Below are 22,903 nucleotides of genomic sequence, written 5' to 3' on the forward strand. Positions count from 1 at the left end.
GGACTCCAGAACCAGGACCCACCATGACCAGAATCTTCAACGATCCCGCCGACTTCGCCGACGAAGCCCTCGCTGGTTTCTGCGACGCCCACTCGGACCTTGTCCGCCAGGTTGAGGGCGGCGCGGTCCGCCGCAACAGGCCCTCCACGCCGAAGGTCGCCGTCATCACCGGCGGCGGTTCCGGCCACTACCCCGCATTCGCCGGAATCATCGGCCCGGGCTTCGCTGACGGTGCCGTGGTGGGAAACATCTTCACCTCCCCCTCTACCCAGCAGGCGTACTCCGTGGCCAAGGCAGCCAACTCCGGCGCAGGCGTCGTCTTCACTTACGGCAACTACGCCGGGGATGTCCTGAACTTCGGCATGGCCAGCGAAAGGTTGAATGCCGAGGGAATCCGTGCGGAGAACGTGCTGGTCACGGACGACATTGCCAGCGCTCCCTTGTCCGAGATCGAGAAGCGCCGCGGCATTGCCGGTGACTTCGTGGTCTTCAAGGTCATGGGTGCCGCTGCCGAAGCCGGGCAGGACCTGGAATCAGTGGTCCGGCTGGGACGGAAAGCCAACGATCACACCCGCACCATCGGGACCGCCTTCAGTGGCTGCACCTTCCCGGGTGCTGACCAGCCGCTCTTCAGTCTTCCCGAGGGACACATGGGCCTGGGCCTGGGCATCCACGGCGAACCGGGACTGTTCGACACCGAGCTGCCCACCGCCGTCGAACTCGGCAACGAACTGGTGCGCCGCGTACTGGCCGAAGCCCCCGCTGGCGCGCCGGGCCGCGTCGCCGTGATCCTCAATGGACTCGGCTCCACCAAGAACGAGGAACTCTTTGTCCTGTGGCGCACGGTAGCTCCGCTGCTCCGCGAAGCCGGGTACACGCTGGTGATGCCCGAAGTTGGCGAACTGGTGACGTCTTTGGACATGGCCGGGGTTTCGCTGACGCTGACCTGGCTGGACGAAGAGCTTGAAGAGTACTGGACGGCTCCGGCCCTGACCCCGGCGTACCGTCGCGGCTCCGTCGGGTTTGACGTCACTGCTGCCGAAGACGCTGTGGACGAAGCTGCTGCTGTGGACACAGCCGACTACTCCTCCACAGAGGAATCACGCGCCTACGCAGGCCAGTGCCTCGCGGCGCTGGAGACCACCGCGGGCTTGCTCCGCGACTCCGAGTCGATGCTGGGCGACATGGACGCCATCGCGGGCGACGGCGACCACGGACGTGGCATGGTCCGCGGATCTGCTGCCGCCCTTGAGGCCGCAGCCACGGCCTTTGCTGCAGGCGCCGGTGCTGGTTCCGTGCTGATCGCCGGCGGCGACGCGTGGGCCGACAAGGCCGGCGGAACGTCGGGTGTCCTATGGGGTGCCGGGCTGCGCGCCTTTGGCGAGCGGCTGGGCAATGAGCAAAGCCCGACGCCGGACGACCTCGCCCAAGCGGTTCAGGCCTTCGCAGAGCGGATCACGGGACTCGGAAAGGCGGAGATCGGGGACAAGACCATGGTGGACTCATTGCTGCCCTTCACTTCCTCCCTGACATCCGCCGTGGCCTCGGGATCACCTGTTTCCGAAGCCTGGGCAACAGCTGCGGCCGCCTCAGCCGACGCGGCCGCCGCAACCGCCGACCTCCGGCCACTCAAGGGCCGCGCCCGTCCCCTCGCCGAGAAGAGCATCGGCACGCCGGACCCCGGGGCGACGTCGCTCGCCATGGTGTTTGCCGCCGTCGGACCCCACTTCACCGCAGTTCACGCAACTGCCGCCATCAACTAGGAGTATGACCATGCGCATCATCGTGGGCGCCGACGAAGCCGGCGTTGACTACAAGGACCGGATCCTCGCGGACCTCCAGGCCGATTCACGGATCACCGAAGTGATCGACATCGGAGTCCACCGTGACGATGAAGACTTCACCAAGCCCTACCCCTACGTGGGCATCGCTGCAGGTGAAATGATCCGCGACGGCAAGGCCGACCGCGCCATCCTCTTCTGCGGCACCGGAATCGGCGTGGCCATCGCCGCCAATAAGGTCCCGGGCATCCGCGCCACCGCGGCGCACGACTCGTTCTCCGTGGAACGCTCCATCCTGTCCAACGACTGCCAGGTGCTCACCATGGGCCAGCGCGTTGTGGGCGTCGAACTGGCACGCCGCCTGGCCAAGGAATGGATCGGGTACGCGTTCGACCCCACGTCCGGGTCCGCCGCCAAGGTGAAAGTGCTGAGCGACTTCGAGGGCTGCTAGTTCCCCGTTCCGAAGGCCAGGCCCCGCGCGATGCGTGGGGCCTGGCCTTCTCTTTTCCCGGGTTCTTGAGGGCCATTCCCTGCGGGCGTATCCTTCACGGAAACAGCCGGATCGGACATGGCTTGGAGGACGCTCATGAACCTCGTGAGTCAGATTCTTGCCGGAGTTACCGCCCTGACGCTGATTGGCGTCGGAGTACTTGAGGTCTTCTTTCACGGCGATCAACGCTTCCACCGGATCTTCCTGATCAAACCGGAGGATGTCCGGGCCGTTCGGATGTGGGCCATGAACGTGGGTGCCTACAACATCGTGTTCGGAGTCGGTTTGGCTGTCGGCTTGTGGATGGTGAACTCGGGCAGCACAGCCGGTGGAACGTCAATCGTCCTGTTCTGCTGCGCAAGCCACGTGTTCCTTGGCTTTTGGCTGTGGGTCACGGAGAAGAGTTTGCTCACAAGCGCCATTGGACAGGCGCTGATTCCCGGGCTCGCAATCGTGTTTTACCTGCTGCTTCACTAGGAAGTTGTCTATACAAGGGAACGGTCTGATCAGTCAATGAACTGAACAAAACTGCTCACAATCAGCGATGATCCCTCAACTTGTCTACACAACACGGCCATCCGGCATTCCTTTGGGATTCACCTGCTCTCCCTAGCTTCAGAGAGTCAACTGACCGAACCCAATGAAAGGCTCCCCATGGCCTCCCCCAGCCGCCGCTCCGCAATCACCGCATCGCTCGCCGGCCTCGCGACCCTCGGTGCCACCGCCGCCGTCGCATCTCCAGCCCATGCCACCGGACAGGGACACGGCAGCAACCGCCCATCCGGCAAAGCGAGCATTTTTACCGTCATCAGCGATATCCAAGGCGACCTGGGCGACTTCGAACTCGCCCTCAAGGACATCGAGGCCACCAACCCACGCAGCCAAAGCGCCGGCTTGGTAGTCAACGGTGACATCACGCCGCGAGGCTACGACTTCGAGTACGACGCTGTACGCAAGGTGCTGGACTCCAATGCACACGCCCCCAATGTCCATTGGTCAATCGGCAACCACGAGTTCTATGTTCCCAAGTACTCCAACCCCAGCACACTGGCCCAAGCAACGTGGCCCAACGGCACCACGGAAGCCTCGCTCTTCCAGAGCTTCTACCGGTTCACCGGCCGCGACAAGGTCTACACGGAGATCGACCTCGGGGGTGTGCCCGGGCTGATCCTGGGCACCGAAAAGTACATGCACTATCACGACGCAAAGCTGTGGGATGAGGTGTGGCTCAGCGAGGAGCAGATTGCCTGGATCGAAGAGCGCCTCGACTTCTGGGCCCGCCGTGGACAACCCGTGATGGTGTTCACCCACCACCCCTTCCCCGATACTGTCTCCGGCACCCGAAACAACCTGTACAAGAAGGACTACCTGCAGGCAGATCGGCTCCTGGGAATCCTCGGCAAGTACAAGAACGTGTTCGTTTTCACGGCCCACACCCACTGGGCGCTGCAGCTGGCTGATTGGGAGGTTCGCCGGACAGTCCCTGGCACCGGCAACCTCCAGGGCTTCCAGGTCATCAACACCGGCGCCATCCAGACGCTGTGGGAGGACAACGGTACGGGTGGGGAGCGGGCCCTCGACGGCCGCGAGGCCAGTGGCCTTCAGGTTGAGGTGTACAACGACTGCGTTGTGGTGAGGGCCCGCGATTACCGGCGCAGCGAATCGATCAAGGAAGTGCAGATTCCGCTGTTCCCGTGACACGGCGGCAGGGCATGGAGTGTGCCTGACTAGACTGGCTCCCATGTCCTGCCGAATCAGCGAACTGGTCCTCAATTGCACCGATCCGGAACTGCTGGCAAAGTTCTGGAGCGACGTCCTTGGCTACGTCGAGCTCGACCGCGAGGATGGCGCCATCGAAATCGGCCCACCGGAGGCGGGCTTCGGAGGGCTGCAGCCCACTATCATCCTGAGCCCGAGCAATAATCCGCGCACGGGAAGGCTGCCCCTCCACATCGACGTCAACCCTGTGGACCGGGACCAAGCAGCCGAGCTGGAACGTCTGCTGGCCCTCGGAGCCCGGCCCGCCGACGTCGGGCAGACCGGCGACGAACACTGGCACGTGCTGCAGGATCCCGAGGGCAACGAGTTCTGCCTGCTGCGGAGGCAGCTGGGGTAGGATAGAGCTTGCAACGGGCATTAGCCCTGAGAAGTGGGTCTGGCAGTCTTCCGGATGGTATGACGAGCCGGACCCGCGTTGTTTAAGGCGTGCAGTCGAAGATTCCCTCGACCAGATAACTCCCGCATTACTGTTCCCAACGGTGAACGCCCCTTAGAACCCGCCTCCACCGCCCGAATCGCCGGCCATGTTGGCGAAGCGTGAGTAGTGGCCCTGGAAGGCCACCACGATGTCCTTGGTGGGACCGTTACGGTGCTTGGCGATCAGGATGTCCGCTTCACCAGCACGCGGAGATTCCTTGTCATAGACGTCCTCGCGGTGCAGCAGGATGACCATGTCCGCGTCCTGCTCGATCGAGCCGGATTCACGGAGGTCGGACACCATGGGCCGCTTGTCCTGGCGTTGCTCGGAACCACGGTTCAGCTGCGACAGCGCAATGACGGGCACCTGGAGTTCCTTGGCAAGCAGCTTGAGCGCACGGGAGAACTCCGAGACTTCCTGCTGGCGGGACTCCACTTTCTTGCCCGAGCTCATGAGCTGCAGGTAGTCGAGGACAACCAGCTTCAGGTCGTGCTGCTGCTTGAGCCGCCGGCACTTGGCGCGGATCTCCATGAGGGACATGTTGGGGCTGTCGTCAATGAACAGCGGGGCGTCGTTCATCCGGCCCATGGTGGTGGCGATCTTGGACCACTGCTCGTCCTTGATGGTTCCCTTGCGGAGATCCTGGAGGCTGATGGTGGCTTCGGCAGACAGGAGACGCATGGCGATCTCGTTCCGGCCCATTTCCAAGGAGAACATGACGGTGGCCATGTTGTTCTTGATTGCGGCGGAGCGGGCGAAGTCCAAAGCAAAAGTGGACTTACCAACGGCCGGACGTGCCGCGATAACGATCATCTGGCCGGGGTGGAGGCCGTGGGTGAGCTCGTCGAGCTCGTAGAAACCAGTGGGGACGCCCACCATGCCTTCGCCGCGGTGCCCGGACGCCTCGATCTCGTCCACCGTGGACTCCAAAACGTCCTTCAAAGCCACGTAGTCTTCAGCCGTACGCTTTTCGGCAACGGCGTAGACCTCGGCCTGGGCCTGGTTGACCAGGTCCTCAACCTCGCCGTCCTGGCCGTAGCCCATCTGCACGATCTTGGTGCCGGCGTTGACCAAGCGGCGCAGCACCGCGCGCTCCGCCACGATTTCGGCGTAGTACCCGGCGTTGGCGGCGGTGGGGACTGTCTGGATGAGCTCGTGCAGGTAGGCGGGACCACCGATGCGGTTGATCTCACCACGCTTGGTCAACTCATCCGAGACAGTGACGGCGTCGGCAGGCTCGCCGCGGCCGTAAAGGTCGATGATCGACTCATAGATGGTCTCGTGTGCAGGACGGTAGAAGTCGTGCCCACGAACGATTTCCACCACATCGGCGATGGCGTCCTTGGACAGCATCATGCCGCCAAGAACAGACTGTTCGGCTGCGATGTCCTGGGGAGGTTTGCGGCTCGCTTCGGAAGAGCGGGAGCCCTCGATTGAGTCCAAATGCGTTACTGACAAAGCCGTCCTCCATATGTGTACCGCTGTAGAGATGTGGGTCCCTCAGTGGTGCGTAAAGCGCAAGTGGACCTGGGATGGTTTTGCCCGAGCCTTGCGGACCAGCCGAGTGCTCCTGTTGTATCGGCTGGGGCCGACATTTTTGGCCCACAGCAATTCCACAACTTATCCACAGAAGTATCCCCAAGCGGTTTTGCGCGCCGCTGCCTGGGGGCTGCCGGGAGGACCGATTCCATCCTGAAAGAGGTACCCCAGCCACGTTAGCGGTGCTCTGCGTAAGCACAAAGCCGGTTATCCAGCGTGGTTGTGGATAACCTGTGGAATAAGCCGCGCTCGTTGTGCACAGTCTGTGCGTTACCCTGTGGATAGAGAAATTCTTTTCGCAGTAAATGGCGTCTGACCTGCGAAAACACTCATCACAAGCTGTGGAAGAAAGAAACTTTTAGTGGATAACCATCCACAGACGCCCAGCCCTAGCCCGCCCCCACAGGGTGCAATACGTCGAAAAACATACCTCAAATGTGATGCGCCTTACATGCCCCACCCCAATTTGACACTTTCCTCTCGGAAGCCTATGCCAGGTGCGGAATGTGCTGTGGATAACCAGCGATCTGGCATAAGCTCTAGGCATGGGGAATAACCTTGGCGACCTGCTGCTGACAGCCCTTCCTTTGGTAGTCCTGGTCGGTCTCCTCTGGGCCGTCTCGGCAGCCCTCAGACCCCGCGAGACAGGCATCTCCGACGCCGAGCGGTACCAACGCGAGCTGGCGGCCCGCTCGGCCGCGCACCAGGCGTCCCAAGTCCAGGCGGCACTAGCGTCGCGGGCGCGGATCGAAGCCTCCACGCAACCGAGCCAGAACCGGGCACAGACCACCCAGCACGGAGCGGGCAGCCCCGCCAACCGCAGCCAGGCTGCTGTCCTTCCCAACGGCCAGCTGAACCCGCAGTTGGCCTTTGAAATCCAAAACCTGGTCCGCAGCGGGCAAAAGATCCAAGCCATCAAGGTGCTGCGACAAGCGACCCACTCAGACCTCATGACCGCCAAGAACTACGTAGATCGGCTCTGACAAAACGCCATGGATTCGCTCCTTATCCCCCTCGTGATCCTCATCCTGGTCATCGTGGGCGTACTGCTCCTGATTCGCTCTTTCACCAAGCGTTCTGCCGAGAACAAGGCCAACACGACTGCCGCCAAGGCACCCAAGGATCCGGTACAGCTTGCCAGGGAGTCGGCAGCAAAGCTGAATGAAGAGCAGCACCGCCGCCTGTACTCACTGATCGCGCAAGGCCAGGGTATGGCCGCCATCAAGCTTTACCTGCAGGCCACGGGCGAAGGCCTCCGGGCATCGCGGGACGCCGTGGGCGCCCTGGCCGCGCACCCCCAGCCGTTCCGTCCGGAGGCACCCGCAAAGGACCTGCTGGCGGACGACGACGATGAACCGGAACGCTTCCCCTACAGGTACCGCGCAATCGTCAGCAAAGGCGATGTGACCCGCGAGGTCAGCAGCAACATGCTCAACGACGAAATCTACGGACGCATCCGCACTCTGGCCAAGAGCGGCGACGTGGAAGGTGCAGCGTTGGCGCTGACCCGCCACTCGGACATCACCATCAAGCAGGCCCGGGAGTTTATTGAACTCCTGGACGACTAGAAGTCGAAGAGATCGCCCAGGAACCCTTCCTTTTTCTTGCGCTTCCGCCCGTACTGGTCGCGGTTGGATCCATAGCGCCTGTCGTCATCGCGCCTGTCGTAGTCACGGCGTTCCCGATCGTCATACCGGGGCCGTGACTCAAAGGGGTTGTAGATGGGAGGCGGCGCGATGGGAGGTTGCGCTGGCGCTGCAGCCGACCGCGGCGGCAGCGATCCGGTTTCACCGTTGACACGATCAATGATCTTGTCCAATTCGCCGCGATCCAGCCACACCCCACGGCAGGTGGGGCAGTAGTCGATCTCCACGCCGCTGCGTTCGCTCATCACCAGGTCAACAAAATCAACAGGACACTTCATGCCTGCCTCAACGACCCGGGAGCCCAAATGGTTCGCCCTAGTGACCCGCCGAAATGCCCGCGAGCAACTGCTCGAACGGCAACGACTCCAGAACCGGTGCCTTATGCCCCGGCTGGGGGCCGCTCAGCAGTTGCGCGAGTTCACCGGCGGCCCTGTCCACCCGCACCGAAAGGGGCGATCCGCCGTCGTCCGTTCCCCAGTCCTGGGGTCCGGCGAAGACGCCGGTGGCAGTCATCCTGGTGCGCAGGTAGCTGAAGAGCGGGCGTATGGCATGGTCCAGGACCATCTGGTGACGGTCGGTACCACCGGTGGCACCCAGCAGCACAGCCTTGCCGTCCAAAGATTTGGGGTCCAGGACGTCAATGAACGACTTGAACAGACCGCTGTAGGAGGCACTGAAGACCGGGCTGACGGCGATGATGCCGTCTGAGTTCTCGACGCCGGCAATCACCTCGGCAAGCCGCGGCGCGGCATAGCCGGTGACGAAGTTGTTGGCGATGTCCACCGCGAGGTCGCGCAGTTCGACGACGTCAATCCTCACCTCATAGCCGGCCGACCGCAACTGCCGCTCGGCTGAGGCGGCCAGCTGGTCGGCCAGGAGGCGGCTCGACGACGGCACGCCGAGCCCGGCGGAAAGGACGGTGATGCGGCGGGTTTCCATGGCATTCTCCTGTTGCTCGATCTATCCCATCATACATGCATATGCATCTAAATGACTGAACAGGGCGGTGAGTGAATGTATTCCCGGCGCCTAACCTCCGGCGAGTTGACCCATGGAGGTGACGGTCGCCGTCGAAATCTGCTCCTGGGCGGCAGTTCGATCAATGGAAGCCTCCCCATCGCCCGGCTGGGCACCGTAGCTGCCGAAGTAGGCATGATTGCCTCCCTGGACAGTGACGAAGGTGGTATCGAGCGGAAGCAATTCACGGGAAAGGTAAATCTTGGCCGGAGTGCTCAGGCCGTCCGCGGTCCCGGAGACCGACAAGACGGACAAACCCGTCCGGTCCCGCAACGAGTCCAGCGGATAGGAGGCGAAAAGGACGAGTCCTTTCACATCGGGGTTCTCCAAGGCGAAGGAACTTGCGCTCACCCCGCCCAGGGAATGGCCGCCCACAGCCCACGAGTGAACTTCGGGGTGGGCAGACATGGCTGCTCGTGCCTGGCTGCCGTCGAGGAGGCTGAGCCCAAGGGGTTCCTTCAGGATGACCACCAGATAACCTGCGTTGGCTACGGGCCCAAGGACATCTTCGTACGCCTTCGCTTCGACGCGGGCTCCAGGGTAGAAGACCAGGCCTTTGCTGGGAGTGGAGTTCACTGGAGCCATGGCAATGTCCGTTGGAGACTCCACGATCGCAACGTTCCGTGCAGGCTGGGGACCAGCAGGTTGGTGCGCGAACGGGTTCAGCCAAGCGAGAGCCGCCACGGCTGACAACGCAAGCAATCGGCCCACCCATGCGCCAATGGACCGCAGCATGGAGCGCTTGGGCCGCGACCCCCGACCCCGCCACAGCAGGAACCCCCACAGGAGGCCTCCAGCGGCGGCAACCAGTAACAGCACCGGAAGCGCCGGGTGGCCGCGCAGGACGGCCGGGTTGCCGAGCAGCATGGCGGCCGGAACCACGATCAGCGCCGAGGCGCAAACAATGGAGATCCATACGAGCAGCGGAGCACGGCTGGTCGACGCTTTAGTGACAGGCATGGTCCAATAATAGTTCCATCATGGAGATACTTTTTACCGCAGTGGTCAGTTCCGCGACACGTGAGTGGACAGGAAATCGAGCGTTCGCTGCTTGGCGTCACGTGCCTCAACGAAATTCAAGTGGAACTGGTACTCGTGCGGCAGCGCTGGTTGATGGTCCGCAGGCCAGAAGAGTTCAGTCACCGGAACGCCGGCGGCCTTCAGGCGGTTGCTGTAGGGAACGGATTGCAGCCACGTCAGGCCATCCCCGTTGCCTCCGCTGATGAACGTAGGCGGCAAGTCAGAGGTGACGAACTCAAGGGTGGACATGGTTCCGCCGGCATAGGTGGAGGACCAGTCCTTAGTGCCCGTGTAGGCCCACAGGGAGGTCTTGAACCCCCAGGCGACCAAGCCATTCAGATCAGCCATGGCGCGCAGGTCATAGACCCCGCAATGCAGGATAGTGGCGGCAAGATCTTCTTTGCGCAGCGCCGGCTCGATCCCCAGGAGGTTCGCGTAGGCCGGATTCACCGTCAACGTGGCCATCTGGCTGGCGAGTTGCGCCCCCGCTGAGTCACCCGCGAGGACGATCCTGCCTGGATCCACCCTCAGCTCGGCGGCGTGGGCCTTGATATAGGCCAAGGCATCGTTGAGCTCCCGGACAGCCGTGGGGTACGTCGCCTCGGGTGCGATCGTGTAGCCCACGCCGATGGTGGTGTAGCCCTCAGCAGCAAGGATCCGGAGGTACGGCTCCACGTTGGACTGAGCACCGGAAATCCAGGCGCCACCGTGAATCCACACGATGGCAGGGAGCGCTTCGGTAGTGCCCTGGGGGCTGAAGGTGTCGAACGAGAGTCCGGGCTTGTATTCCACCCCCGGGTTTGTCTGCAGCGGCGTATCCGGAACGTAGGGCAGCATTTCATCAACGGTGTCCTTGGCGCCGCGTTCAAAAACACTGCGAATCACCATCGCCGACGGCCACGGAGTAGCTGAGAGGGCAAGCAGCACAATGAGCACCACAACGATGGCGAGATCCAGCTTCCTCAGCCGCCACGGTCGCTTCCGCCCGCCCGAGCGCTTTACTTCGCTTGCCCCTGGGCGCCGAACCACGCCCTTATCAGTTTGAGCGGACTCCAAAGGCCCCATTACACACTCCCCCATCTGTGTACCTGCCGATAATGCTAGGACGGAACCCCGTTGGAGCGAAGGAAATGTCCACGGTTCCTTTGGCAGGCGGCGACAGTGACGCCACGAGCAGGGTCCCCCTCACCGCCGTCGAACGTCGCGCTGTGGGAGCCGGGACGGCGGGCACCGCGGCCACTGATCGCCCTACGGAGCGGAAGGTTTACTGGCTTTGCCATCCAACCACAGCGTGTCCGACTCGTCGCGGTGCACACCGTCGGTCCCCACGTGTTTGCTGTCGATCTGAGGGCCCTTCTTGATGACATGGACCAGGGCCATGCCGTGGCCCCGCCCAAGGTCGTAGTCCGCCTTCAGCCACTCAAGAATGGTTCCGGCCTTGACCGCGGGGTCGTTGAATCCTTTGCCTTCCGCAATCTCCACCAGTTGGCGCGGCGTGAGGCCGGTCTTGTCCTCGATCGCATCAAGATAAGCCTGGAACGACATGGGTTCGCCCTTCATCCGTGATTCGTTGTGCGTAGGCGTGACTCTACGGGATGGGTGGACAACGGGGAATGTTCGAGGCGTTCGCGCGGTCCTAGACTTTTGGAATGGTGAGCCGATCATGGCGGTACGTGGTTGCACTGGTAGCCGTCTGCTTCCTGCCGGCCTGTGAATCTGCCGGCCAGGCACCCGCCCCTTCTCCCGCCGGCTCGCACGGGGAAACGCCCATCTCCGTGGAGGTCAACCAGTCGCGGGACCAATACGGGAAGCAAGCCATCCTCATCCAACTCACCAACAACACGGAGGCTAACCTCACTGTCAGTGACGCTGTGCTGCGTTCGAACCTGTTCCGGGGCGACATCACCTGGCGTCCGGAAGGCGGCGCCTTGGACTTGCCACCGAAGCAACCCAAGAGCCTCCCCGCCACCCTTCCGGCAGCAGCCTGCTTGAGTGCATCCGACGCACCCATCACGGCCACCATCCACTACACGGACCCGGCGCGTGAACCAAAGACGACCAGCACGGACGCGAGTGACCCTTTCAACGTCCTCCCGCGGAACTCCGACGAACTCTGCCTGTCAGCGGAGGCGGCCGCGACAGCGACCATCGTCTTGGACCCCGGCCTGGAGGTGGCCCCGGACGGGGCTACCGCCGTCGTACGCCTTGTCATCACCCCGGTGGGCACGTCCAGCGGGACTGCACCAGGCCTCACTATCGAGTCGATCGACGGGACCACGCTGCTGGCCGAAGTGCCGGGCGATCCTTGGCCCCGCAGTGTCACAGTCGCTGCCAACACCGCGCCACAGGTGGTGCCGTTGCGGATCAGGCCTGCTCGATGTGATCCGCACGCGGTCGCCGAGGACAAGGTGGGGACCCTGTTGCCCCTGAGGGTAACCGTTGGGGACAGGAAGGGCCTGCTGAAGGTGGCGGCCTCAACGGAGCTTCGGGGACGGATCTATGACTTCGTGAGCACAGCCTGCGGCACCGGCTGAGCTCAAGCGATGGTGGGCAAGGCTTCGTGGGCGCTCTCCACCGTGATAGTGGCTCCTGCTTCGACGTGCTTGACCTCGCCATCCATCTGGAACGGCAGCGGTTTGAGGGTGGTGAATTCGTAGCTGCTGACGCTCGGCTGGTCGCCCAGCCCCTGCGTCGTGGCGCGCAAAGCATTCAGGACCACGCGCCACTTGGGCATATGCGGGAAAAGAACCACCTCGAACTTGCCGTCGGCGGGAACGGCTTCTGCCTCGCTCAAAGTGGCATATTTGGCCATTTCGGGAATGTTGGCGAAAACCAGGCTGTCCACTTTGTGCTGCTTTCCATCGGGCAGCCGCATCTCGAAGGGTTCGAACTCGGAGAAGGTCTTGACCACGGACAGCATCTCGGTGAGAGCCCCCTTGCTGCCCTTTTCCAACTCCGTGGCCACCACGGGCGTGAGGCCGAATCCGATGTACGAGTGCGCGAATTCGGCCGGCCCGCCCTCTCCGGTATGAATCCGCAGCAGATCGATGTTCTTCACGTGGCCCTCGGCGATGGCTTCATCCAACGGCTTGGTCCCGACGGTGCGGCGATGGTCGTTCGCGTTGCCCGCAGCCATGACGGCGCACACTGCCTGGGGATTCTCTGCCTGCATCACCCCGTTGACTACCTCGTTGTAGCCACCATCGCCGCTAACGGACACCACCAGGACGTCCCCTCCGCCAGCTGCCGCCTCGCGGGCGAGTTCCACCGCGTGGCCGGCACGCTCGGTAGGGCGAAGAACGATGTTCGCCTCGTACGGGAGCCGTTCCTTGAGCTTTCCCTGCAGTTCCTCCGCCAGATCCGGGGCGTTTCCCGTGCTGTTCGGGTTGAAAATGATGACGATCGATTCAAAGGTCCGTGCGGAATCCATAGTTCTCCTCTATGTGCATGCAACGGGGATCAATCCGTCAGTGCTGCGCGTCAATCACATGGCGTGGAATGGGCGATGAAGGGATTAGCTGCCCTCACCATTTAGTCCAGTTTCATGAGTGTTTCACGGCAGCGGACCACGGTGAAGCCAGGGCACGCGCCGAGATGCCAACGGCCTACTGGCGCGCCCTACAACAGCACTGTTCCCTCGATGCACGTGACCGACGCCCCGCCCACCCAGATCTCCCCGTCCTGGGCTTTCACGTGGATGCGCCCTGCCCGGCCCAGGACCGTTCCCTGTGCGGCAACGTACTCCTGTGGCGCGCGGCCAGAGCCGATGAGCCACTGTGCCGCTCCGGCGTTGAAGCTGCCGGTCACTGGATCTTCCACCATGGCGTCACCAGGAACGAACGTGCGGACCTCAAAATCCGTTGACGAACCTTCCGTGTGCGGACCAATCACGCCCACCTTGAGGTCACCCATGGCCGCAACGTCCGGTTCGAGGGCAAGCACCTGCTCCGCCGATTCGAGGAGCACGCCGATCCATTCCGGTCCATTGACCAGCCACGATGCATCGAGGATAGCCTCATCGGGCACCTGGAGCGCCGCCGCCAACTGCCCACGGATTTCCGGCTCGACGGGACCGAAGCGCGTCAGCGGCGGCGCCGCGAAAGCCAGACGTCCGCCGTCGTGCTTCACTTGGACCAGGCCCGCCCCACATTCCTGAACCACTACGCCCTGGGACTTGGGCACTCCCCCGGCCTGCAGCCACGTATGTGCCGAACCCAACGTCGGATGCCCGGCAAACGGGAACTCCTCGCTGGCCGTGAAAATGCGGACACGATAATCGGCACGCGGATCCGTAGGCGGCAGCAGGAAGGTCGTCTCGGACAAATTGGTCCAGTTCGCGTAATGCTGCATGGTTTCAGTGCTGAGCCCTTCGGCGTCAACCACGACGGCGAGCGGGTTGCCGAAATAGGGCCGGTCGGAGAAGACGTCCACTTGGTTGAACGGGCGGACTCGCAAGGATTCATTGGTCACCGGTGCAGGCTATCACTGGGTTCTGGCATCACTTTCCGTCGTCTGGGAGACTACGCACATGGCAGAAAACAAGACCCAGCCAACGGATGTGCCGGTGGAAGATTTCCTTGCGGCCGTGGAGCACCCCACCCGTCGTGCGGATGGGCTGGAGTTGATGGACCTGATGGGCGAAATCACCGGCCAGAAGGCCTACATGTACGGCCCCACGATTGTTGGTTTCGGCAGCTACCACTACAAGTACGCCACAGGCAGGGAAGGCGACTCCCCCGCTGTCGCCTTCTCGCCCCGTAAGTCCAACCTGGTGTTCTACGGGCTCACGGAAGGTCCCGACGCCGATCGGCTGCTGCCTGAGCTGGGCAAGCACAAGACCAGCACGGCCTGCCTGTACATCAACAAGTTGGACGATGTGGACCGCGCTGTGCTGGCCGAGTTGATCCGCAGCGGCTACCACCACACCATGTCGGAGATCCACAACCCTGCATAAGGCAACGCGGGGTCAGTTACAGCCCTTTAGTCGCCGAACATGGGCCCTAAGTGACTCCGCGTTGCTCCTGGGGAAATGAAAAACCCCCGCCACCGGAAATCCGGTAACGGGGGTCCTTCAGATGCAGTCAAAGACTACTTGCTTGCAACGACCTCGAGGTCGATGACAGCAGAAACATCCTCGTGCAGGCGGACGTTGGCCTGGTACGAACCCACGGACTTGATGTGGTTCGGCAGTTCAACGTTGCGCTTGTCGATGGCGCCGAGGCCAGCGGCCTCAACAGCAGCAGCGACATCAGCAGGCTTGACCGTGCCGAAGAGACGACCGGACTCGCCGGCCTTCACCTCGAGCTTGACCTTCTTGGAGGACAGAGCCTGGGCCTGTGCCTGTGCAGCTTCAACCGAAGCGTGGGCGCGGGCAGCACGTGCAGCTTTGATGGACTCAACCTGCTTCTCGCCACCGCGGGTCCAGGTCAGAGCGAAGCCGCGGGGCAGGAGGTAGTTACGTGCGTAACCGTTCTTGACCTCGACAACGTCGCCAGCAGCACCGAGACCGGTTACTTCGTGGGTCAGAATGAGCTTTGCCATGTTAGTTAATCCCTTCCCTTAGCCGCGGCCAGCGCCGGAGTAAGGCAGCAGAGCAACTTCGCGGGCGTTCTTGATTGCCTGGGCGATCTTGCGCTGTTCCTGAACGGTAACGCCAGTGACGCGACGAGCGCGGATCTTGCCGCGGTCGGAGATGAACTTGCGCAGCAATGCTACGTCCTTGTAGTCGATGACAGTGATGTCAGCGGCCTTCAAGGGGTTGGACTTTGGTTTGGGCTTACGGAGTTCAGCCTTAGCCATCGTGGAGCTCCTTTTCTATGGAGCCCGTGGATGTTGATCCACGGGATGGTGGTGTTTTTGTGTTTAGAAGGGAGGTTCGGAATCCGGGCCATTGCCCCAGCCGCCAGCGTTGCTGACACCGGGCGTTGCCCAAGGGTCGTCCTGCTGTGCGGGCTGGTTGTTGCCCCAGTTTCCACCGGAGTTGCCGCCCTGGTTTCCACCAGGAGCACCGCCTCCAAAGCCACCGGCGTTGCCGCCGCCGAAGCCACCCTGCTGGTTGCCGTTGCCGGCACCAAACCCGCCGCCGGAGCGCTGGGTGCGGTTGACTTTGGCGTTTGCGTAACGCAGGCTCGGGCCGATTTCATCGACTTCGAGCTCAATGACGGTGCGCTTCTCGCCTTCCTTGGTTTCGTAGGAACGGCTCTTCAAGCGGCCGGAAACAATGACCCGAGTACCCTTCGTGAGGGATTCGGCCACGTTTTCGGCAGCTTCGCGCCACACCGATGCGCGGAGGAACAGGGTTTCCCCGTCCTTCCACTCATTGGACTGGCGATCGAAGGTCCGGGGAGTAGAAGCGATGGTGAAGTTCGCTACTGCTGAGCCAGACGGGGTGAACCGCAGCTCGGGGTCATTGGTGAGATTACCGATGACCGTAATAGTGGTTTCGCCTGCCATCTACTGCCTCCTTGTTCGTTCCTGCGGGGTAAAGATTTGAAGGGGCTGACTACTCAGCAGCAACCTTCTGGTCTTCGGGGCGGATGATCTTGGTACGCATGATCGTCTCGTTGAGAGACAGCTGGCGGTCAAGTTCCTTGGCGGTAGCCGGCTCAGCGGTGAAGTTCACCACGGCGTAGATACCTTCGGACTTCTTCTTGATGTCGTATGCCAGACGGCGACGGCCCCAGATGTCAACCTTTTCGATGGTTCCACCATCGGTAGTGATGACGTTCAGGAACTTCTGAAGCGACGGCTCTACGGTACGCTCTTCGACCTCGGGGTCGATGATTACCATCAATTCGTAAGGACGCATATGTGAACCCACCTCCTTTGGGCTAAGCGGTTACGGTATTTCCGTAACAGGAGGTTCATTTGCGATGCTGTGCATCGCTCCCCCGCCGAAGTTTCGGAAGGAGGGCGCAGCACAGACTTCAATATCTTAGTGCATCTCCTGCACTCAAAGCTATTCGGCCGAATACCGCACCGAAACCAGCCATCGCTCGTATGTGGATAACAGCCAGCTGCAGCGAATACTTGGACCATGACCATCCTCAAGTCGACGATTCTCTTCATCCTCGCGGCAGTCGCCGAGATTGGCGGCGCCTGGCTGATCTGGCAGGCCGTCCGGGAGGGCAAGGCGTGGTGGTGGGCAGGACTCGGCGTCGTAGCGCTGGGCATCTACGGATTCTTCGCAGCGTTCCAACCCGATGCGCACTTCGGGCGGGTGCTCGCCGCCTACGGGGGAGTCTTCATTGCCGGCTCACTGGCGTGGGGGATGCTCATGGACGGCTTCAGGCCGGATCGCTGGGACGTCATTGGCGCCGCTATCTGCATTGTCGGCGTCGGGGTCATCATGTTCGCTCCGCGCCCCGGCGGATGAACCGCGCAACCAGACGAAAAAACCCCCGGAAGATCATCGACCTTCCAGGGGTTTCCTGTGTGCGCGGAGGGGGACTTGAACCCCCACCCCCTTTCGAGGACTAGCACCTCAAGCTAGCGCGTCTGCCATTCCGCCACCCGCGCAGGGTGATTCGGAGAGCCGGTTTCCTTTTTCTCCGTAACAGCGTCAAAGACACTAACACGAACTTGGCCATTCTGTGGATTCTGACGAGGAAACCGACGGCTAGGGTGGGTCCATGGATGCACTGACCTCGCTTGCCCTCACCGCCGTGTTCGGCGCAATCTTCCTCTACCTCCTGTATTTCGTGGTCCGATCCGGAGTCAGGGATGGCATTCTCCAAGCCGACGAGCGGCGGGCCGCCAGGGATCACCAGGGCAGCCAGCGCTAGGGTGGACCGCATGAACGCCCCGAGGGTCAGGCGCAGCCGGCTGCGCTTTGTGGTGATGGTCATTGCCGGCGCAATCGCCACGGCTGTCACGGGTTCCACCGGCAACTGGGTGGACGCTCCTGCCGTGGCCTGGGCTGTGGCTGCGTTCATCTACGTGGCCTGGGTGTGGCTGGTGATTGCGCGCCTGGACCCGGAGGGGACCCAACGGCACGCGACATCCGAAGACCCTTCCCGCGGCGTCACGGACCTGCTGATTCTCATCGCCAACCTGGGGAGCCTCGCCGCCGTTGCGGCTGTCATCGTCAATTCACACGCGGACGATACCGCCGCCAGGCTGAATTCCGCCGCGCTGGCGATGGTCTGCGTGGCGCTTTCCTGGATGCTGGTTCAGACGCTCTTCACGCTTCGCTACGCCGAGCTGTATTACAGCCCCGGGGCAGAGGCCGGTGGTGCCGTTGGGGGCATCAGTTTCAACCAGGATCGGCCGCCCCAGTACACCGATTTCGCTTACCTGGCCACGAGCCTGGGCATGACCTACCAGGTTTCGGACACCAATCTTGAAAACCACAGGATCCGGGCCGAGGCGTTGAAGCACAGCCTGCTTTCCTACCTGTTCGGAACCGTCGTCCTGGCCGTGACCATCAATCTGGTGATCGGTCTGGCCCAGTAGCGGTGACAGCGGCCTAGGCCTCCGCGGCATCCGACGGCTCCAGACCGGTCGCGTACCTTCCGGTAGCCGCTCCGAAGGCGGCTTAAACGCGAACGGGACAGCCGCCGTCGTACGTTGACGGCAGCTGCCCCGCAGCGAACAGGCGCTTACGACGCCGGTCGGGAACCTACTTCGGAAAGCGTCCGGCGATTTGGTATTTATTCGTCGGGCCTATCGTGCTTGACGTTGCGCGTGCCGCATGTGCTCTACACGTGCAAGTTGCCCGAGCTGGTTCACGAAACCCGGAAATTGCTCTTCAAGCTCCTCGCTCCGCAGACCGGTCCACCGCGTGGTTCCTTCTTTGCGGGATGAGGTGACACCGGCCTCCCGCAGAGTCTTTAGGTGGTGGCTCATCGTCGGAAGCGGGATATCAACCTCCTCAGCCAACCAGGAGCATGTCCGCTCAGGACCATCCTTGAGGAGCTCAATCACGCGAAGCCTGACTGGATCCGCTACCGCGCGAAGCATGCTGACGACGCTAATACCGCTCAGGTCCGGGTGATGGAGCTGGGGGGCCATGATTCACTCTTCCATGAAGGGCTTTTATACCGCTATTTTCATAATTATGGAAGATTGATTCTAGCATGCCACGTATTGGGTGCGGTTACCTTTCAGATCGTCCGCTACCCGGGCGCGTGACTGACAGTTTGAGCCCTCGAACCGCGTCTCCAGATCGCCTGGAAAATAGGTTGTTGACCAGCAGCGCGGCGATGACGAGGCCGGCACCAAGTAGGGCAGTCACGCTCGGCTGATATCCGCGGATCATGGCTATTGCGAAGGTAACCACCGGGACGAGGTTCATAAACAGGGTGCCGTTCAACGGACCCAGGAGACCAATGCCCTTGTTCCATGACAAGACCGCTACAACGGCAGCGAAGATGATGAGGTAGGCCAGATGCAACCAACCTCCCAGCACGGCCTCCAGTTCAGGTTGAGCAACGTAACCTACTCCCGTAGCGATAAGGACCGCTGCGAAGATGCTGACACAGCCCATCACAGTCGTAAGGGTGGTGTATCGCAGGGCGGACCACCCCGGGAAGCCAGCAGCGCCCCGGGTGTACGTGACCCAACAGATCGCTCCGAGTAAGGCAAGCAATTCACCAAGGCCCAACTGGCCCGTGAAGAGACGACCGTAGTCGCCATCGCTTATGACCAAAGAGACCCCGGCGAAGGCCACCAAAATGGACGCGACCGTGTATCCGGCAGGCAGCTTCCTGGTGGCGATCGCCCCGACGACTGCCCCGATAGCGGGCATCATGGCCATGATGAGGCTGACGTTTGGCGCGCTGGTATAGCGGAGGGCCGTAAACGCGAGCAGGCCAAATCCGGCGAATCCGGCAGTTCCCAATACGAACAGCCTGCCCACCCGCCCATCGAAACTCAGTGCCCGAAGACCTTCGGCCCGCCAGAGCATCACTGCGAGTAGAGCAGCAGCGGTGACATACCGGATCAAAGTCATGTGGAATGCGTTAACCGTCGGGGCGAGGTCGTTGGCGATAGGGAACATGCCTCCCCAAATCAAAGGAGGGACCAGACAGAGGACCAGGCCGCGGGTGGCAGTGGATGAGTGCATTCGGAAAAGCCTTTCTATCAGGGCCAGGGCGCTAGACGGTGATGCTGGAGAGCGAGTTGTGGGCCAATGTCCGAGTGGCGTCGAACTTTCCAGTCGAATTGAATCGGAGGCGGTCTACAACATCGGTCTTGACCGGCATAACGACCCCGCGAAGCCGGGCGCACTGTAATGCCATGTACTGCAGCAGCACGGGGTCGGCGCTGACTCCTGGATCACTAGCCAGAACGATGTTTAGGACGTAGCAGGATGCTGAAACCTGGACCGCCGCCGCAGTGACCCCCGGCAGGAGCCGTAGATCGTCCTCAAGCCCGATGAGATCGCCGCACGCTGCAGCATCGATTTCCAGGCCTGCACGTCCGAGCAGCTCCAATGATCCATTGGGATTGATTCGGCCAACGTCGGAGGTCAGGATGAATTCCTGCCCTCCTAAGTCAATGGTCGGAATAGGCCCTGTTCCGTAGTCACTGGCGTTCATGTAGCTGTGGACAGCCACGCGGCCCGCAGTCCCGACAGGCTGTGGACGACCATGGCCGTCCGTAATGACAATGGTGGTGCCGTCGACCGGGCGCCCGGATGTACGGGGATTCGCAAGGAGATCCATTGGATCCGCAAGGGTATTCAAGCCGGTTTCTGTGGTTCCGTAGTAGGAATGCAGAACAGGCCCCAGCGTCTGATGAACCCTCCCGAGCAGTGTGGCCGAGAGGTGTCTGCCACCCGTGAGAAGGAAGCGCAGGTTGGTTCTAAACTGCCCGCTGTGATCCGCTCTCTGCAGTTCAGCAACGACCTCTTCCAGAACAGGTGGAACCAGCAGTGTTGCCGTGATGGAGCTGCCCTTGAGGCTATCGGCCAACGAAATGGGATCGGTGTCTCCAATAACAACCGAGGCTCCCGCCGTCATGAGGGTGCGGGTCCAACCGTGCCCCGACGCATGGGCGAGTGGAAGACCAAGCAGGAAAACGTCTGCCGGACTAAAACCGTATCGGCGGATGAGCATCTGACTTCGGCGCGCTTCGCTTGGTGACGTCCGAATCACCGTCTTGGGCATGCCCGTCGTTCCAGATGTGAAACCCAAGGCGCGGAATGGCCGGCTACGGAAAGCGATCGTTCCTTGTTGTCGGATGCTAGCCAAAGCCACAGCGTCGCGCTGGCATCCATCGGACGAGAGAAGAAGAGCGCCCTCTGCTGATGCTGTCGCGACAATGGCAGGGTTAAGGGCTTCGCGCTGATGAGCGCGGACGGTGTCAGGTTTGGAGGGGTCCAAGGCTACCCACGGCGTACCAAGCGACGTCAGCGCGCTGGCGAGGATGAACACTTCGGGTGTCGCCTCTGCTTCGATGGCAACGACGTCGCTGTCCTTGGGGAGATTGGCGTCGAGCCACCCCAGAACTCTATGGACATGATGCAGATACTCAGCCCAGGTCAGTTCGTTGCCCCGATGTCGAATAGCCACGTCATGGGGGCTGGCTGATGCCCGGCGGCGAATAATGTCGACGTTTATCACGGCTACTACCTCGATTCAGGCGGGTTGGACGATGTGGAAAACCCGTGCGCCGCTGGCTTCTTCTCGCAGGACAGCTTGCTGTTTGCGCTCACACCACGTGTCACCCGGGACTGCAATAGGAATGCCGGGCGGATAAGGGACGACGTATCGGTCCACAGTTGATCCGAGGCCAAGGGACGGACCGGCAGGTGTGGACGAGGCCGCTCGCCAGGCCAAACCATGCAGAGCGTGAACCAGGTCATCAGCGTCCTGTGCGCTGACGCCGATGTGAAAGTTGAACTGGAGTCCTGCCGGGCTACAACGCGAAACATAGATGCCGTAATCGCCATAGAGCCGACTCCCCGCTTCGACACCGCCGCCGATTGTCCGCGGGTCTATCGTCAGCTTCATTGGATCCTGGACCACACCATCAATGCCTTCAAATGGAGCACGGTCGGCAACCAAGGGGGCTGTCAGAGGATTGGCAGCCAGCCGCTGAGAGACTTCAAGGCGCAGACCAATAGCTTGCTCGATCAACTCGTCCCCGAAAACTTGCGCGTGGTGGCGTGCCAAGTCGAGGGACCCGAGAATAGTCCAAGACGGCGATGTTGTGTGCGTGCTGAAGATGGCGGCTTGGAGGGCCTCACGCGTGGCCTCGCCACCACTCGCCAACAGGATGAATGAGCCCTGCCTCATGGCACACATCGATTTGTGCGCGGATGCCGTCACGACGATGGGCGGCAGGCTGACATCTGCAGACCGAAGCTCGCCCACAGCGCTCATGGCTGTGTATGGGCGAAGCCGTCCCGAGAACGAATGGACCGCTCCCCACGCGGAGTCGATGAGCAGGGCCGTGGAGGGCGACGCCTCTATGAGTCGGGGAAGCACTTCCCGCATATCCAAGATGTAGCCGTCATAGGAGGTGGCCGTTATTACAGCCACCACATAAGGGTCACCCGAGTGTGCAGCAGCAGAGAGCCTACCCGCCATACTGTCGACGTCAGTGAGGGCACTGCCCCTCACATCGAGTGGCGGAACGGTCGTCATCGGCAGCCGCGCCGCCGTCGCCGTAAACATCACTGACTGGTGACACGCGCCGTCAATGAGCACCCTTCCCCCAGCACGAACAAGTGCCATAAGTGCGGCGCGGTTGGAGACCGTGGTCCCGCACGTACCAAAGAAGACCTCTTCGACTCCAAACGCAGACGCAGCCGCTGCTTGTGCCGCAGCGAGCGGTCCGTCCGGCGCAAAGAATGAATCCAGCGCCCTCCCGGAGAAGCTTAGATCGGCGGTCGGAAGCGCACCCCCAAAGAGTTCTTCGAAGCCCCGCCTGGCCACAGCAGGCATGTCCCGCGCCGCGCCCAGAAGCGGCAGCGCGTGGAAAGACCGCACGCCCCGCCCAGCTGCTATGTCCCCAAGCTTGGCCGCCAGCGGTGCAGAACTTGAACTGCTTTGTTCGTCCTTGATTGTCCGGTGCATAGTGAAACCCCCAGTTTCGTAATGCCAAAATTTTGAAATTTTACAAACATGAAAGTATGTTAAGTGGGAGTGCAGTGTCAATAGGACAAAGAGTGCAGCTAGCACAGTCGTCCCGGGCCTGGAGAGTCGCAACACCCGGATCGCACCCGGGATCCATTCGGGATCCACCCCTCGAGGACCCCCAAACT

28 protein-coding genes and 1 tRNA gene are annotated in these 22,903 nt (G+C 61.9%); 12 read left to right on the top strand and 17 right to left on the bottom strand.

The window, feature by feature from the left end; translation table 11 throughout:
* Positions 1-23: 23 nt before the first annotated feature.
* The 5 genes from ACIQT2_RS16575 to ACIQT2_RS16595 all read left to right on the top strand — a co-directional run bounded on the left by ACIQT2_RS16575 (position 24) and on the right by ACIQT2_RS16595 (position 4,387).
* Positions 24-1,763 carry a dihydroxyacetone kinase family protein gene (locus ACIQT2_RS16575; protein ID WP_402948539.1) on the top strand — a complete coding sequence of 580 codons (1,740 nt, stop codon included), beginning with the start codon at positions 24-26 and terminating at the stop codon, positions 1,761-1,763.
* Positions 1,764-1,773: 10 nt separating this feature from the next.
* The gene (locus ACIQT2_RS16580; RefSeq protein WP_400335013.1) at positions 1,774-2,232 is read left to right on the top strand and encodes a ribose-5-phosphate isomerase; all 459 of its coding nucleotides are present in this window, start codon (positions 1,774-1,776) and stop codon (positions 2,230-2,232) included.
* Positions 2,233-2,367: 135 nt separating this feature from the next.
* Positions 2,368-2,748, top strand: a complete 381-nt coding sequence (locus ACIQT2_RS16585) for a DUF1304 family protein (protein ID WP_402948543.1) — start codon at positions 2,368-2,370, stop codon at positions 2,746-2,748.
* Between the two features lie 177 nt (positions 2,749-2,925).
* Positions 2,926-3,969, top strand: a complete 1,044-nt coding sequence (locus ACIQT2_RS16590) for a metallophosphoesterase family protein (RefSeq protein WP_402948546.1) — start codon at positions 2,926-2,928, stop codon at positions 3,967-3,969.
* A 43-nt stretch (positions 3,970-4,012) separates the two neighbouring features.
* Positions 4,013-4,387: a VOC family protein gene (locus ACIQT2_RS16595; protein ID WP_402948549.1), complete on the top strand. Its 375-nt coding sequence runs from the start codon at positions 4,013-4,015 to the stop codon at positions 4,385-4,387.
* A gap of 153 nt (positions 4,388-4,540) precedes the next feature.
* On the opposite strand, the gene dnaB is transcribed toward ACIQT2_RS16595, so the two are convergent.
* Positions 4,541-5,926 (bottom strand): replicative DNA helicase, encoded by a 1,386-nt coding sequence (dnaB, locus tag ACIQT2_RS16600; protein WP_397324136.1) that lies wholly within the window; start codon positions 5,924-5,926, stop codon positions 4,541-4,543.
* A 626-nt stretch (positions 5,927-6,552) separates the two neighbouring features.
* On the opposite strand from dnaB, the gene ACIQT2_RS16605 reads away from it, so the two are divergent.
* Positions 6,553-6,990, top strand: a complete 438-nt coding sequence (locus ACIQT2_RS16605; protein ID WP_402948552.1) for a hypothetical protein — start codon at positions 6,553-6,555, stop codon at positions 6,988-6,990.
* 9 nt (positions 6,991-6,999) lie between these two features.
* Positions 7,000-7,575: a hypothetical protein gene (locus ACIQT2_RS16610; RefSeq protein ID WP_400335007.1), complete on the top strand. Its 576-nt coding sequence runs from the start codon at positions 7,000-7,002 to the stop codon at positions 7,573-7,575.
* Here the strand turns inward: ACIQT2_RS16610 and ACIQT2_RS16615 are convergent.
* From ACIQT2_RS16615 to ACIQT2_RS16635, 5 genes are all read right to left on the bottom strand, one after another.
* Positions 7,572-7,931: a zf-TFIIB domain-containing protein gene (locus ACIQT2_RS16615; protein WP_400335005.1), complete on the bottom strand. Its 360-nt coding sequence runs from the start codon at positions 7,929-7,931 to the stop codon at positions 7,572-7,574. The two genes, ACIQT2_RS16610 and ACIQT2_RS16615, sit on opposite strands and share 4 nt — an antisense overlap.
* A 37-nt stretch (positions 7,932-7,968) precedes the next feature.
* The gene (locus ACIQT2_RS16620) at positions 7,969-8,592 is read right to left on the bottom strand and encodes an FMN reductase (RefSeq protein ID WP_402948555.1); all 624 of its coding nucleotides are present in this window, start codon (positions 8,590-8,592) and stop codon (positions 7,969-7,971) included.
* A gap of 90 nt (positions 8,593-8,682) precedes the next feature.
* Positions 8,683-9,630, bottom strand: a complete 948-nt coding sequence (locus ACIQT2_RS16625) for an alpha/beta hydrolase (protein ID WP_402948558.1) — start codon at positions 9,628-9,630, stop codon at positions 8,683-8,685.
* Positions 9,631-9,675: 45 nt separating this feature from the next.
* Positions 9,676-10,719 (bottom strand): alpha/beta hydrolase, encoded by a 1,044-nt coding sequence (locus tag ACIQT2_RS16630; protein ID WP_402948561.1) that lies wholly within the window; start codon positions 10,717-10,719, stop codon positions 9,676-9,678.
* 219 nt (positions 10,720-10,938) lie between these two features.
* Positions 10,939-11,235, bottom strand: coding sequence for a DUF4287 domain-containing protein (locus ACIQT2_RS16635; RefSeq protein ID WP_402948564.1), 297 nt, complete (start codon positions 11,233-11,235; stop codon positions 10,939-10,941).
* 104 nt (positions 11,236-11,339) lie between these two features.
* Here ACIQT2_RS16635 and ACIQT2_RS16640 point away from each other — a divergent pair, with 104 nt between their 5' ends.
* Positions 11,340-12,224: a hypothetical protein gene (locus tag ACIQT2_RS16640; protein WP_402948567.1), complete on the top strand. Its 885-nt coding sequence runs from the start codon at positions 11,340-11,342 to the stop codon at positions 12,222-12,224.
* 2 nt (positions 12,225-12,226) lie between these two features.
* On the opposite strand, the gene ACIQT2_RS16645 is transcribed toward ACIQT2_RS16640, so the two are convergent.
* Together ACIQT2_RS16645 and ACIQT2_RS16650 are read right to left on the bottom strand one after the other, a co-directional pair.
* Complete coding sequence (locus ACIQT2_RS16645; protein WP_402948570.1) at positions 12,227-13,120, bottom strand: diacylglycerol/lipid kinase family protein; 894 nt, start codon at positions 13,118-13,120, stop codon at positions 12,227-12,229.
* Positions 13,121-13,308: 188 nt separating this feature from the next.
* A complete protein-coding gene (locus tag ACIQT2_RS16650) occupies positions 13,309-14,160 on the bottom strand; it encodes a PhzF family phenazine biosynthesis protein (protein WP_402948573.1) in 852 nt (283 codons plus the stop codon).
* Positions 14,161-14,218: 58 nt separating this feature from the next.
* On the opposite strand from ACIQT2_RS16650, the gene ACIQT2_RS16655 reads away from it, so the two are divergent.
* On the top strand, positions 14,219-14,644 hold the full coding sequence (locus ACIQT2_RS16655) for a DUF1801 domain-containing protein (RefSeq protein ID WP_402948576.1): 426 nt from the start codon (positions 14,219-14,221) through the stop codon (positions 14,642-14,644).
* A 134-nt stretch (positions 14,645-14,778) separates the two neighbouring features.
* Here the strand turns inward: ACIQT2_RS16655 and rplI are convergent, their stop codons facing one another.
* From rplI to rpsF, 4 genes are all read right to left on the bottom strand, one after another.
* Positions 14,779-15,231, bottom strand: coding sequence for a 50S ribosomal protein L9 (gene rplI / locus ACIQT2_RS16660; RefSeq protein WP_347109016.1), 453 nt, complete (start codon positions 15,229-15,231; stop codon positions 14,779-14,781).
* An 18-nt stretch (positions 15,232-15,249) separates the two neighbouring features.
* Complete coding sequence (gene rpsR, locus ACIQT2_RS16665; protein WP_003800144.1) at positions 15,250-15,489, bottom strand: 30S ribosomal protein S18; 240 nt, start codon at positions 15,487-15,489, stop codon at positions 15,250-15,252.
* Between the two features lie 63 nt (positions 15,490-15,552).
* Positions 15,553-16,143, bottom strand: a complete 591-nt coding sequence (locus ACIQT2_RS16670) for a single-stranded DNA-binding protein (protein WP_397324155.1) — start codon at positions 16,141-16,143, stop codon at positions 15,553-15,555.
* A gap of 49 nt (positions 16,144-16,192) precedes the next feature.
* Positions 16,193-16,498, bottom strand: coding sequence for a 30S ribosomal protein S6 (gene rpsF / locus ACIQT2_RS16675; protein WP_397324157.1), 306 nt, complete (start codon positions 16,496-16,498; stop codon positions 16,193-16,195).
* A 228-nt stretch (positions 16,499-16,726) separates the two neighbouring features.
* Here rpsF and ACIQT2_RS16680 point away from each other — a divergent pair, with 228 nt between their 5' ends.
* Positions 16,727-17,065: a YnfA family protein gene (locus ACIQT2_RS16680; protein WP_402948581.1), complete on the top strand. Its 339-nt coding sequence runs from the start codon at positions 16,727-16,729 to the stop codon at positions 17,063-17,065.
* A gap of 60 nt (positions 17,066-17,125) precedes the next feature.
* On the opposite strand, the gene ACIQT2_RS16685 is transcribed toward ACIQT2_RS16680, so the two are convergent.
* Positions 17,126-17,208 (bottom strand) — tRNA-Leu (locus ACIQT2_RS16685).
* Positions 17,209-17,321: 113 nt separating this feature from the next.
* On the opposite strand from ACIQT2_RS16685, the gene ACIQT2_RS16690 reads away from it, so the two are divergent.
* Together ACIQT2_RS16690 and ACIQT2_RS16695 are read left to right on the top strand one after the other, a co-directional pair.
* Positions 17,322-17,474, top strand: coding sequence for a hypothetical protein (locus ACIQT2_RS16690; protein ID WP_402948584.1), 153 nt, complete (start codon positions 17,322-17,324; stop codon positions 17,472-17,474).
* 10 nt (positions 17,475-17,484) lie between these two features.
* On the top strand, positions 17,485-18,144 hold the full coding sequence (locus tag ACIQT2_RS16695; RefSeq protein ID WP_402948587.1) for a DUF1345 domain-containing protein: 660 nt from the start codon (positions 17,485-17,487) through the stop codon (positions 18,142-18,144).
* A 210-nt stretch (positions 18,145-18,354) separates the two neighbouring features.
* Here the strand turns inward: ACIQT2_RS16695 and ACIQT2_RS16700 are convergent, their stop codons facing one another.
* The 4 genes from ACIQT2_RS16700 to ACIQT2_RS16715 form a co-directional block, all read right to left on the bottom strand.
* Complete coding sequence (locus ACIQT2_RS16700) at positions 18,355-18,702, bottom strand: ArsR/SmtB family transcription factor (protein ID WP_402948590.1); 348 nt, start codon at positions 18,700-18,702, stop codon at positions 18,355-18,357.
* An 85-nt stretch (positions 18,703-18,787) separates the two neighbouring features.
* On the bottom strand, positions 18,788-19,756 hold the full coding sequence (locus ACIQT2_RS16705) for a DMT family transporter (RefSeq protein ID WP_402948592.1): 969 nt from the start codon (positions 19,754-19,756) through the stop codon (positions 18,788-18,790).
* A gap of 31 nt (positions 19,757-19,787) precedes the next feature.
* Positions 19,788-21,257, bottom strand: a complete 1,470-nt coding sequence (locus tag ACIQT2_RS16710) for a class I adenylate-forming enzyme family protein (RefSeq protein WP_402948594.1) — start codon at positions 21,255-21,257, stop codon at positions 19,788-19,790.
* Positions 21,258-21,272: 15 nt separating this feature from the next.
* Positions 21,273-22,715, bottom strand: coding sequence for a hypothetical protein (locus tag ACIQT2_RS16715; RefSeq protein WP_402948727.1), 1,443 nt, complete (start codon positions 22,713-22,715; stop codon positions 21,273-21,275).
* Positions 22,716-22,903 lie beyond the last annotated feature (188 nt).

The sequence above is a fragment of the Paenarthrobacter sp. NPDC090522 genome (genome assembly GCF_044769225.1).
GTDB lineage: Bacteria > Actinomycetota > Actinomycetes > Actinomycetales > Micrococcaceae > Arthrobacter.